This is a genomic window from Myxococcus vastator, from assembly GCF_010894475.1.
Classification (GTDB): Bacteria; Myxococcota; Myxococcia; order Myxococcales; family Myxococcaceae; genus Myxococcus; species Myxococcus vastator.
Genome location: NZ_JAAIYB010000286.1, coordinates 1 through 11,020, shown reverse-complemented (window position 1 = coordinate 11,020; position 11,020 = coordinate 1). Strand labels below are relative to the sequence as shown.

Annotated in this window: 8 protein-coding genes; 5 read left to right on the top strand and 3 right to left on the bottom strand. The window is 71.6% G+C overall.

What is annotated here, in order from left to right; genetic code table 11:
* The 5 genes from G4D87_RS24810 to rimO all read left to right on the top strand — a co-directional run.
* Positions 1–3,017: serine/threonine-protein kinase (locus tag G4D87_RS24810; protein WP_163784692.1), on the top strand; the 3,017-nt coding region annotated here is incomplete at its 5' end.
* A 180-nt stretch (positions 3,018–3,197) separates the two neighbouring features.
* On the top strand, positions 3,198–4,838 hold the full coding sequence (locus G4D87_RS24805; RefSeq protein ID WP_163784691.1) for a ribonuclease J: 1,641 nt from the start codon (positions 3,198–3,200) through the stop codon (positions 4,836–4,838).
* A 21-nt stretch (positions 4,839–4,859) separates the two neighbouring features.
* Positions 4,860–5,357, top strand: a complete 498-nt coding sequence (locus G4D87_RS24800) for a YajQ family cyclic di-GMP-binding protein (protein WP_163784690.1) — start codon at positions 4,860–4,862, stop codon at positions 5,355–5,357.
* Positions 5,358–5,365: 8 nt separating this feature from the next.
* Positions 5,366–6,469 (top strand): hypothetical protein, encoded by a 1,104-nt coding sequence (locus G4D87_RS24795; protein WP_205507709.1) that lies wholly within the window; start codon positions 5,366–5,368, stop codon positions 6,467–6,469.
* Between the two features lie 32 nt (positions 6,470–6,501).
* Positions 6,502–7,899, top strand: a complete 1,398-nt coding sequence (gene rimO / locus G4D87_RS24790) for a 30S ribosomal protein S12 methylthiotransferase RimO (RefSeq protein ID WP_371928591.1) — start codon at positions 6,502–6,504, stop codon at positions 7,897–7,899.
* Positions 7,900–7,929: 30 nt separating this feature from the next.
* Here the strand turns inward: rimO and G4D87_RS24785 are convergent, their stop codons facing one another.
* From G4D87_RS24785 to lolA, 3 genes are all read right to left on the bottom strand, one after another.
* Positions 7,930–8,895 (bottom strand): hypothetical protein, encoded by a 966-nt coding sequence (locus G4D87_RS24785; protein ID WP_240358568.1) that lies wholly within the window; start codon positions 8,893–8,895, stop codon positions 7,930–7,932.
* Positions 8,896–8,941: 46 nt separating this feature from the next.
* Positions 8,942–10,366 (bottom strand): hypothetical protein, encoded by a 1,425-nt coding sequence (locus tag G4D87_RS24780; RefSeq protein ID WP_240358567.1) that lies wholly within the window; start codon positions 10,364–10,366, stop codon positions 8,942–8,944.
* Between the two features lie 10 nt (positions 10,367–10,376).
* A partial coding sequence (gene lolA / locus G4D87_RS24775) for an outer membrane lipoprotein periplasmic chaperone LolA (RefSeq protein ID WP_163784685.1) occupies positions 10,377–11,020 on the bottom strand: 644 nt, incomplete at its 5' end.

Here is an 11,020-nt window from a genome sequence, read left to right as displayed (position 1 = left end):
CCACGGGGCTCTCCGCGCCGGCCGCCCCGCCTCCGCCGGCCGTCCTCTCCATTCCGCCACCCGCGCCGCCTCAGGACCTGAGCGCGCGCATCCTGCCCAACGCACACGCCGCGCCTGCCCCCAGCGCGAGCCCCAAGAATTTCGCGGGTGCCCATGTGCTCCCACATGGCGGCCGGCTGCTGTCCGCCCCGGACGCGGCGACGGGGCGCGGCTCCCGGGTCACCCTGTCCATGCCCCTGGCGCCCTCGCCGGCCCGGCCGCACCTGGCGAGCCCCGGCGGTGGAAAGTCGGGCCGCCCACCCGCGCGCAAGGACGTCGAGGACACCGAGCCCCGGGATTCAGCCCAGGTCCGCGTGGGCCGCTACCACATCCTGGACACCCTGGGCGCGGGAGGCATGGGCGCTGTCTACAGCGCCTATGACCCGGAGCTGCACCGGCGCGTGGCCATCAAGCTGCTGCATCCGGATGCCAACCCGGCGGCGCGCTCGGACGGCTCGTCCCGGCTGCTCCGCGAAGCCCAGGCGATGGCGCGGCTGTCCCACCCGAACGTGGTCTCCGTCTACGACGCGGGCACGTTCGCGGGGCGCGTCTTCATCGCCATGGAGCGGGTGGACGGCCTGTCCCTGCGCCACTGGCTCCGCGCCGAGCACCGCACCTGGCGCGAGGTGCTCGACATCTTCCGCCAGGCGGGCCGCGGGCTCGCCGCCGCACACGCCGCCGGACTGGTCCACCGGGACTTCAAGCCCGCCAACGTGCTGGTGAGCAAGGATGGCCGGGCGCAGGTGACGGACTTCGGGCTGGCCCGCACCACCGCGGACCTCGAAGCGGCCGAGGCGGGCCGGGGCACCACGCCCGCGCTGCCGCGCCTGGCCCCGGAAGACCTGCTCCAGACGGCGCTCACCGAGGCCGGGCTCGTCATGGGCACGCCCGCGTACATGCCGCCCGAGCAGCACGAGGATGGGCGCATCGACGCGCGCGGTGACCAGTTCAGCTTCTGCGCGTCCCTCTACGAAGCCCTCTACGGACAGCTCCCCTTCAACGGCAAGCGCCCGGATGAGTACCTGGAGGAAGCCAGCGCGGGCCGCGTGCGCCCGCCGCCTCGGGGAAGCCGCGTCCCCGCGTGGGTGCTGCGCGCCGTCACGCGGGGCCTGTCCCCGGCCCCCGAAGCGCGCTTCCCGTCCATGGGCGTGCTGCTGGATGCACTGGGCGCGGACCCGCTGGCGGCCTGGCGCCGCCGGGGCGCGGTGGCCGCCGCGTCCCTGCTGCTCAACAGCGTGGTCGCCGTCACCTGGCTGCTGGTGGGCTCGCAGCGGGACGGCCCGTGTCCGGATGCCGAGGCCCGGCTCACCGGCGTCTGGGACACGGCGCGCCGGGCGGAAATCCAGCAGACCTTCACCGCCACGGGCAAGGTCCACGCCTCCGCCGCATTCGAGCGCGTGGCGACGACCCTGGATGGCTTCGCGCACGACTGGACGCGCATGCACCGCGAGGCCTGCGAGGCCACCCGGGTGCAGGGCCACCAGTCGGACCACGCGCTCGCGCTGCGCATGGCGTGCCTGGACCGGCGCCACTCGGCCCTGGTGGCCTTGACGGGCGTGCTCGCGCAGACGGATGCGGTGGCGCTGAACGCCGCACCGGACGCGGCCCAGCGCCTGCCTCCCATCGCCGCCTGCGCGGACGTGGACGCGCTCCGGCGGGGCCTGTCGGAGCCCGCGGGGCAGCGGCAGCAGGTGGAGGCCCTGCGCGCCCGGGTGGACCGGGCCACGGCCCTGGTGGACGCCGGCCGCTACCCCCAGGCCCAGGAAGAAGCGAAGGCGGTGCTGACCGAGGCGCGGCAGCTCGGCTACGGCCCGGTGCTCGCGGAGGCGCTGGAGCTGGAGGGCCGGCTCGGGCTGGTCGCGGGGGACGACGCTCGCGCCGCCGCGGCCCTGCGTGAATCCCTCTTCACCGCGCAAGCGCACCGCCATGACCACCTGGCGGCGCGCGCGTCGGCGCGGCTGGTGAGCGCCGTCTCCTCCGACGCCACCCTGGAGTCCTGGACGGTGGAGCAGGCGCGCTCGTCCATCCAGCGCGCGGGCGGGGCCTCTGATTTGGAGGCCCTGCTCCAGACGAGCCTGGGCCGCAACGCCTTCCTCCGTGGCCAGTACGCCCAGGCAGCGGAGTCCTTTGGCCGCTCCGCGACGCTGCGCGAGCAGGAGCTGGGGCCCGAGCACCTGCTCACATTGGAGTCGCTCCGCAACCAGGCCGCGGCCCTGTCCCGCACGCCCGAAACGGAGCGCGCCATGGGCCTGCTGCGCCGCGTGCTGGAGACGACGGAGCGCGTGCTCGGCCCGGACCATCCCCAGACGGCCATGGCGGCCAACGCCATGGGCCACCACCTGGTCATCGTCCGCCGCTTCGAGGAAGCCCTCCCCTACCTCCAGCGCGCCATCCACCTGGAGGAGCAGTCGCTGGGGCGCGACAGCGCCACGCTGAGCTATCCGCTCAACAACCTCGCCGAGGCCCTGGAGGCGCTTGACCGCAACGCGGAGGCCCGCCCCCTGCGCGAGCGCGCGCTCGCGGTGGACCTGAAGGCCTACGGCCCCGAGCACCCGGAGACCGCCATGGACCTGGCCCTGCTCGGCGCGCTCGCCCTGCGCGAGGGCAAGCCACGCGACGCAGTGGACTACGCCCGCCGGAGCATCGCGGCCTACGGGGCCTTCCAGAAGGACCACCCGGACACGGCCGCCCCGCTCACCACGCTGGGCCGGGCCCTGCATGCCCTGGGCAAGAGCCACGAGGCCCGCGCCATGCTGGAGCGCGCCCTGGCGCTTCGCACCTCCCATCCAAGCCCGGCCGAGGACCTCGCGAGCACCCGCTTCGCCCTGGCCCAGGCGCTGGTGAAGCAGGACGGGCCCCGCGCCCGGGGGCTGGCCAACCAGGCCCTGCACTTCTACACGGCCGAGGAGCCCACCTACGCCACGGAGGCCCGCCTCGTCCGCGACTGGCTCCAGGACCTCCGGCGCCGCAAGCGCTGAACCACGGCCAGGGGCCATCCCCACCGAAATCGCACCTCCGCGCACATGTTTCCCCAGCGGAGGTGCGGCGTCCCTCTCCGCATCGGATGAAGTCACCCCGGGGGTCCGCCAGACAGGCGGACGCGGCGCACGCGCTGTTCTCGGGGGCCTCCGTCACTTTCCGCCGTTAGACTGCCCTCAATGCTTCACGTCATTCCCCTGGGCGGCCTGGGCGAAATCGGCCTCAACTCCATGGTCATCGCCTGCCGTGGGGAGATGCTGCTCATCGACGCCGGGCTGATGTTCCCCTCTTCGGGGATGCCCGGCGTGGACATCATCATCCCGGACTTCAGCCACCTGAAGCAGAACGCCGCGCAGCTCAAGGGCGTGCTGCTCACCCACGGCCATGAAGACCACCTGGGCGCCCTGCCCTACCTGCTCAACGAGGTGCCCGTCCCCGTCTACGGCACGCGCTTCACGCTGGCCATGGCGCGCCACCGGCTGGAGGAGCTGGGCATCGAGGCGGACCTGCGCGAAATCGAGCCGCGCGAGCCCTTCCCCGTGGGCACGGCCTTCCGCGTGGAGGCCAGCCGCGTCACGCACACCGTGCCGGACGCGGTGGGCTACATCCTGCGCACGCCCGAAGGCACCCTCATCCACACCGGCGACTTCAAGCTGGACCCGGACCCCATCGACGGGCTGCGCACGGACCTGGAGCGCTGGGGCGAGGCCGGCGAGGAAGGCGTGTTGTGCCTCCTCTCCGACTCCACCAACTCCGAGGTGACGGAGGAGACGGGCAGCGAGCGCGTGGTGGAGCAGACCTTCGAGCGCCTCTTCCAGGGCGCCACCGGCCGCATCATCGTCGCCCTGTTCTCCTCCAACCTGCACCGCGTCCGGCACCTGCTGGCGCTGGCGGAGCGGCTGGGGCGCAAGGTGGCCCTGCAGGGCCGCAGCATGATTCGCAACGTGGAGATGGCGCGGGAGCTGGGCTACCTGGACGTGCCCGACTCGCTCTTCGTCCACCTGGACACGGTGCCGGCGCTGCCCGCGCAGCGGGTACTGGTGTTGACCACCGGCGCCCAGGGCGAGCCGCGGGCCGGGCTGTCCCAGCTCGCGGCGGGGGAGGGCCCCCTGCGGCTGAGCCCAGGCGACCTGGTGGTGCTCAGCTCGCGGGCCATCCCCGGTAACGAGCGCTCCGTGGGCGCGCTCATCGACGCGCTCCAGTGGCGCGGGGCCAAGGTCGCCTACGCCCAGGTGGAGCCGGGCATCCACGTCTCCGGCCACGCCAGCCAGCCCCAGCAGCGGCGCGTGCTGGACCTGGTGCGTCCGGCCCACTTCATCCCCGTCCACGGCGAGGGCCGCCACCTGCACAAGCACCTGCTCACCGCGCGCGAGGCCGGCCTGGAGCCCGCACAGTGCCTGCTGGCGCAGGACGGTGACGTCGTCACCTTCGAGGAGGGCCGGGGGCGCTTCACCGGCAGCGTCCCCGCCGGCCGCATCCTCAAGGACCGGTTCGGCCCCGGCCGGGTGAACCCCGACACGCTCCAGGAGCGCATCCGGCTGTCGGAGACGGGCCTGGTGGCCGCGGTGGTGGTCATCCAACGCGACTCCCTGAAGCTGGTGGCGGGGCCCCAGCTGTCCGGACAGGGGCTGTCCGTGGACGAACAGGTCCAGCTCCCCCGGGTGGCCCAGGAAGCGCGGGCGCTCTTCGAGGAACTGTCCCCCGCCCTCCGGGGTGATGACGCCCTGGTGAGAGAGGAGCTCACCCGGGCCGTCCGCCGGGCCTTCAAGACGTACACGTCCAAGCGCGCCCTGGTGGTGCCCTTGGTCGTCCGGGTGTAGGTATGGTAAGGGCCGCTGCCCATGCCATCCTTCGACGTCGTCTCGAAAATCGACCTCGCTGAGCTCGACAACGCGGTCAACCAGACCAAGAAGGAGCTCAGCACGCGGTACGACTTCCAGGGCACCCATGCCGACGTGGTGCTGGCTCCGGACCATACCGCCATCACCGTGAAGGCCAACAGCGAAGACCGCGTCCAGGCCGCCAAGGAAGTCCTCCTGGTGAAGCTGGCCAAGCGGAACATCAGCCTGTTCGCGCTGGAGTACGGCGACATCGAGAAGACGGGCCTTCACAACGTGAAGCAGGCCATCAAGCTCCAGCAGGGCATCCCGGTGGAGAAGTCCAAGGAGCTGGTGAAGCTGCTGAAGGAGTCCAAGATGAAGGTCCAGGGCTCCATCCAGGCCGACCAGCTCCGCGTCACGGGCAAGAACCGGGACGACCTCCAGGAGGCCATGGCCCTGTTCCGCAAGGAGCAGGACCGGCTGAAGCTGGACATGCAGTTCACCAACTTCCGCGATTGAAGAGGCCCATGCGCGCGACCGCCCTGTCCTTCTGCCTTCTGCTCTGCGCCCCGGGCGTGGCGTCCGCCCAGGCGGACCGTCCTTCCAAGCCGGTTCCCTCCCTCACCAGGCCCCCGCGCATCCAGGGTGGCCTCAAGGCCTTCGCGTCGCCGCTGGTGCTCAAGCCCGTCGCCGTGGAGGGCGCCACCGCCTCCTTCACCGCCAAGGTGGGCGCGCGCAAGGACACGCTGTACGTCGGCGTGGAGGCCACCGACGACCAGCTCCAGGCGGGTGATTTGCTCACGCTGTCCCTCTACTTCCCGGGCACCGGCCCCACCGCCACCGGCCACACGTGGCGCTTCGCCTTCGACGGCAAGCGCGCGTCCGGGGCGGAGAGCGGCACGCCGCAGTTCGCGCAGGACCTGGTGACGGCCGCCGTGCAGCGCCAGGGCAACAAGCTGCTGCTGATGGCGTCGGTGCCGGTGCGCGCCTTCCCTCGGCTCCCCGCCGTGGACCCGCTGGTGATGGACCTGTGCCTCACCTACGAGGACCGGGACAGCGCGGACGGCAAGGTCACCACCATCTCCAACTGCCAGAGCGGCACCATGGAGGGTGACGCGCTGCGCCTGTCGGAGGAGCCTCGCAAGGGCCTCAAGCTGAAGCCGCCGGAGAACGTCACCGCGCTGGAGTCCCGGGAGGACGGGTGGCTGGGCTGGGACTACATGAGCTACCCGGCCTGGGCACAAGCGGACGACGCGCTGACCCCTGCCTCGCTGCGCGGCCTGGTGGCACCGGACGCCGTCGCGCCGTCGTCCGTGGACCTGAACGTGCCGGATACACTCACCCTGGAGGACGGCGGACGCGTCGTCACGGTGGTGAGCGGGAAGAATCCGTATGCCGTCGCCGGTCAATGCAACGCCGATGACGAGCTGCGGCTGGGCCTCTACCTGGTGACCGGGAAGACAGCGCGGCGGGTGCTCGAATGGCCGGCCGCTACCTGCGCGCTGGGGCGCGCGTCGTCGGTGGAACTGGATGAAGAGGGCGTGCTGTCCATCCGTTACTCGAACGGCACGTCCATGAACTTCGCCTGGAGTGGGACCCACTTCTCGCGAACCGAACTCGGAAAGCGGTAGACGCAGTGGAAACCACCAAGAGCCTGTACATGATGACGCTCGGCTGCCCGAAGAACCGGGTGGACTCCGAGGTGATGCTGGGCACGCTGCGCCACCGCGGCTACACGCTGGTGCAGGAGGCATCCGACGCCCAGGTCATCGTCGTCAACACGTGCGCCTTCATCGGTCCCGCCAAGCAGGAGTCGGTGGACTCCATCCTGGAGATGGCCGAGCTGAAGAAGTCCGGGGCCTGCAAGACGCTGGTGGTGACGGGCTGCCTGTCCCAGCGCTACGGCGAGGAGCTGTCGAAGGAGATGCCGGAGGTCGACCACTTCCTGGGCACCAGCGCCTACGCCCAGATTGGGGACCTGCTGGCCGCCGAGGCCTCGCCGCGTCAGGTGATTCCGGACCCGGACTACATCCACGACGCCAACACGCCGCGCATCAACTCGATGCCGAAGTACACGGCGTACCTCAAGATTTCGGAAGGGTGCGACAACGCCTGCGCCTTCTGCATCATCCCCACGCTGCGCGGCGGGCAGCGCTCGCGGCCCATCGACGACATCGTCGCCGAGGCGAAGCAGTTGGCGGACAGCGGCGTGCAGGAGCTGAACCTCGTCGCGCAGGACCTGACGGCGTATGGGCATGACCTGCCGGGCCGGCCGAAGCTGCATGATTTGCTCAAGGCGCTGGTGCAGGTGGACGTGAAGTGGATTCGCCTCCACTACGCCTACCCGCGCATCTTCCCGGACGAGCTCATCGAGGTGATGGCCGCGGAGCCGAAGATTGCCCGCTACCTGGACATGCCCGTGCAGCACGTCAGCGACAAGCTGCTGCTGTCCATGAAGCGCGGGCGCAACTCGGAGTTCCTCAAGGGCCTGCTGACGAAGCTGCGTGAGCGCGTGCCCGGCCTGGTGATGCGCACCTCGCTCATCGTCGGCCTGCCGGGTGAGACGGAAGAGGACTTCGAGATGCTGAAGGAGTTCGTGAAGACGCAGCGCTTCGAGCGCCTGGGCGTCTTCCAGTACTCCGACGAAGAGGGCACCGCCGCCTACGACTTGCCGGACAAGGTGCCGCAGAAGCTCATCGAGCGCCGCTGGCGCGAGGTCATGGCCATCCAGAAGCGCATCAACCGCGAGCAGAACAAGAAGCTCGTGGGCAAGCGCCTGGAGGTGCTGGTGGAAGGCCCCGCGCCGGAGACGGAGCACCTGCTGGTGGGCCGCCACCAGGGCCAGGCGCCGGACATCGACGGCATGGTCTACATCAACGACGGCCTGGCGTACCCGGGGGAGCTCGTCACCGTGGAGGTGACGGAGGCGCACGACTACGACCTGGTCGCCCGCGTGGTGGAGCGCCCGGACCCGAAGCAGCGCGAGCACACCGCGCGCGACGCGCACCCGGCCCCGCTGCCGGTGTCGGTGCTGCAGCGTCCGGCCCCTCGCGCGGAGTAGGCGCGAAGGCCCCGGACGCCGCGGGAGCCCTCAGCGCGAGGGCTCCTCCAGCACCAGGGTGCGTCCCGGGCTGACGGCGCGCAGGCGCTCGCGCAGCTTCTCCCGGTCCGCCTTCGCCGCCTTCGGCGTCGCCGCCAGCTTCTCGTGGAGCTCGCGCGCCGTGGCGTCGTACCAGTCCTCGCGCACGGGCCCACCCTCGGCCAGGTGCCGCGTCACCCCCGCGAGCAGCCGGCAGCAGTCCTCCCAGCCCGCGTCCTGCTGCGGACCGCCCTGCTCCCGGGTGAAGGTGATGGCGTCGTCCAGCGTCCTCCCATCCTGCAGGTAGACGTTGATGAGCGCCCGGGCCGCGCGGTTCCCCGCGTCCCGCATGCTGAGCCACAGGAACCACGCCTTGCCTTCCGGCGCGGGCGACTCCACGGCGTAGATTTCGGTGATGGGCGCGGGCGCGCCATCCGGACCGAGGCCCACGAGCCCCGCCTCGGGCGACACGAGCAGCACGAACGCGTCCACGGGCAGCTTCAGCGTCTCCGCCAGCACCATCCCCGGCGTCTCCTTCACCAGGCGCCGGGCCAGGTCCGCCGCCACCTCGTAGCGCTGCCGGCCCCGCTCCTCGTGCACCACCAGGTGCCAGTCGCGCAGCACGGCCTGGAGGTTGGTGTGGGCCCACTGCTGGCGGAACTCGAAGGTGTCCACGCCCTTGCGCCGGCAGATGTCGTCCAGCGTGGAGCGGAGCGCGGCCAGCAGCTCCTCGTCCTTCAACATGTCGACGTAGCGCGTGTGGCCCACCCGCTCCGCGACGCGTTCAATGACGGCCAGCAAGCCGAAGCGAATGGCGCCACTCGCGTCCTGCACGGACAACCGGCCCCGCTCCACTTCCTTGGCGAGGGCGTCGTACATCCGCGAGACGCCCTCCTTTTCCAGGTAGCGGCGGGCCAGCTCGATGGAGCGGCGCTGTTCGGTGTACTGACGGTCAAACTCGGTGGGAGACGGGCGCATGTGCGCCAGAGGAGAGCGCAGCACCCCCGCCCCTGTCCAGGCACCGCTAACGGGGGTCTTCCGGCTCCAGCTCCCGCTCCTCAGGCGGGGGCTCACGCGAGGGGGCGCCGCGCGCCGGCATGGCCACGCCCTCGCCCAGCGGCGTGGGCTGGCACTCACACACGGTGCGGCGAGAGGCCGTCTCCGTGACGAAGGCACAGGCCGTGGGGCACTCGGGCTGACGGCCTTCTTCGAACAGGCCCAGCGTGAAGCCGCGCGCGGCGGACAGCACCGCATGGCAGGCAGGCAGCGTCTGCGCCAGGGAGCGCCAGGGCACGCGGTGCTGCGTCGTCAGGCCCCTGCTGGTGGCGGGGAAGCTCAGCCCCACGCCGCAGCCAGTCAGCAGCTTCTGCCCATCCGGCCCCAGCGGCTCCAGGTGAAGCCGCCCGCCTTCCGGCAGGTCCCGGTACACGGCGCCGCTGAGCGAGACGCTGCCATCCGGCTCACGCCGCACGTGCAGGCCGTAGCACGCCTCCTCACGGAAGGTGCCATCGGGCGCGGCGCAAGGGCTGGTGGCGGAGCCTTCTGTCGGACGAACCCGGGGACGCCGCAGCACCAGCGCCCCACCCTTCGCGTCCAGCGTCGCGGTGAAGCGGCCCCAGACATCCGGCCCCAGGCGGCCCAGGCTGCTCGGCGAATCCCAGCGCCCGGCGGCCTCCACCACCAGCGGGCGGACGCCCAGGCCCTCGGCCACCTCCACGGCATCCATCGCGAAGGTCCGTGGCGGCAGGTTGGCGGCCGTCTCGAGCGGCTGGAGGCCCTGTGCCTCGGCGAGCCTCACGGACACCCGCGAGAAGGGCTCGCGCGAGCCCAGGACGAAGGGGCCCGTGAGCTCCGCTCCACCCTGCGTCATCCGCGCGGCCAGCAGGGGCCAGTCGCCCAGCGGCTCGCGACTGAGCTCCACCACGTGCACCTCGCGCGAGGCCTCCGTGGCCGCCGCTTCCGCTGCGTAGTCCGCGCGCGGGCGAGAGGTGGTGAACGTCACCTCCCGCCGCAGCGGATCCACGGTGAGCGCATAGAACTCCAGGACGTCCGCGCCCAGCGTCACGGCGCAGACCTTCTCGCCGGACAACCCCGCGGTGCGCACGGGGGACCGCACCGGGCCCACGGAGAAGGCGGGCAGCGACACCACGGGCCAGGAGCGGAAACCTCCCGCGGGCTCGGGCGCGCGGATGGTGCCTTCGGGGGCGGGAAGCGCGCCGTCGAAGCAGCCTCGCGACACGAGCGAGAGTGGCCGCGCCACATCCAGCACCACCGGCACCGGCCGCGTCCCCAGTTGGCCCGCCACGGTGAGCCGCAACGCGGGCGACGCGAGCAGCGGCAGCGTCTGCCCGTGGAAGCCTTGCGGACGTTCGACGCTGGCGGCCGGTTCGCGGTGGCACCCGGTCCCGGCCAGCCCCATCCACCCCATCAGCAGGAACGCGCGACGCACGCTCAGCAGGTTACTGCTTCTTCGCCTTCGTGAAGTCATCCACGCGGGTGTCGTCCGGCACGTCCAGCTTGAAGCTGTCCGCGTCGATGCCCACGTTCGTCTTCAGGTTGAGGAAGGAGATGGCGTTCTCGCTGCCGTCCGGATCCACCACCGTGCTCTTCAGCACCTGGGCCGTGGACGGGTCCACCTCCAGGCGCACCTGGCGGAAGCGCGGCTCGTTCTTCAGCGGATCCAACACCAGCAGCGTGCCCTTGCAGTCCTTGCAGGCGCCCTGGGTGATGTTGAACTCGTCCGCGAGCTTTCCCTGGCCGAAGAGGAACGTCACCGACGCGGAGAGCTGGCTGGTGTCCACGTTGGCCACGGTGAGGCTCTGCGCCGCCGGGTCGTACGCGTACACCTTGCTGCCCGCCAGCACGAAGGTGCGCGGCGAGGGCTTCTGGTACTCCCAGCGCATCAGGCCGGGCTTCTTGTACGTGACGGTGCCCTCGGACGTCTGCGTGCGCCGGAAGGTCTTGTACTTGTAGTCCTGGCGGAAGCCCGCGCGGAAGTCACCGGTCTTCTCGTAGAAGGCCTGCATCCGGTCCACCAGGGACTTCACTTCCGGCGTCATGGGCTTCGCGGCCGCGGGAGCCGCGGGAGCGCTGGCCGCAGGAG

What these genes read in the sequence shown, in the direction of transcription:
- G4D87_RS24795 (WP_205507709.1), top strand. Translation starts at nt 5,366, where the DNA reads ATGCGCGCGACCGCCCTGTCCTTCTGCCTTCTGCTCTGCGCCCCGGGC.
- G4D87_RS24785 (WP_240358568.1), bottom strand. Translation starts at nt 8,895, where the DNA reads ATGCGCCCGTCTCCCACCGAGTTTGACCGTCAGTACACCGAACAGCGC.
- rimO (WP_371928591.1), top strand. Translation starts at nt 6,502, where the DNA reads ATGACGCTCGGCTGCCCGAAGAACCGGGTGGACTCCGAGGTGATGCTG.
- G4D87_RS24800 (WP_163784690.1), top strand. Translation starts at nt 4,860, where the DNA reads ATGCCATCCTTCGACGTCGTCTCGAAAATCGACCTCGCTGAGCTCGAC.
- G4D87_RS24805 (WP_163784691.1), top strand. Translation starts at nt 3,198, where the DNA reads ATGCTTCACGTCATTCCCCTGGGCGGCCTGGGCGAAATCGGCCTCAAC.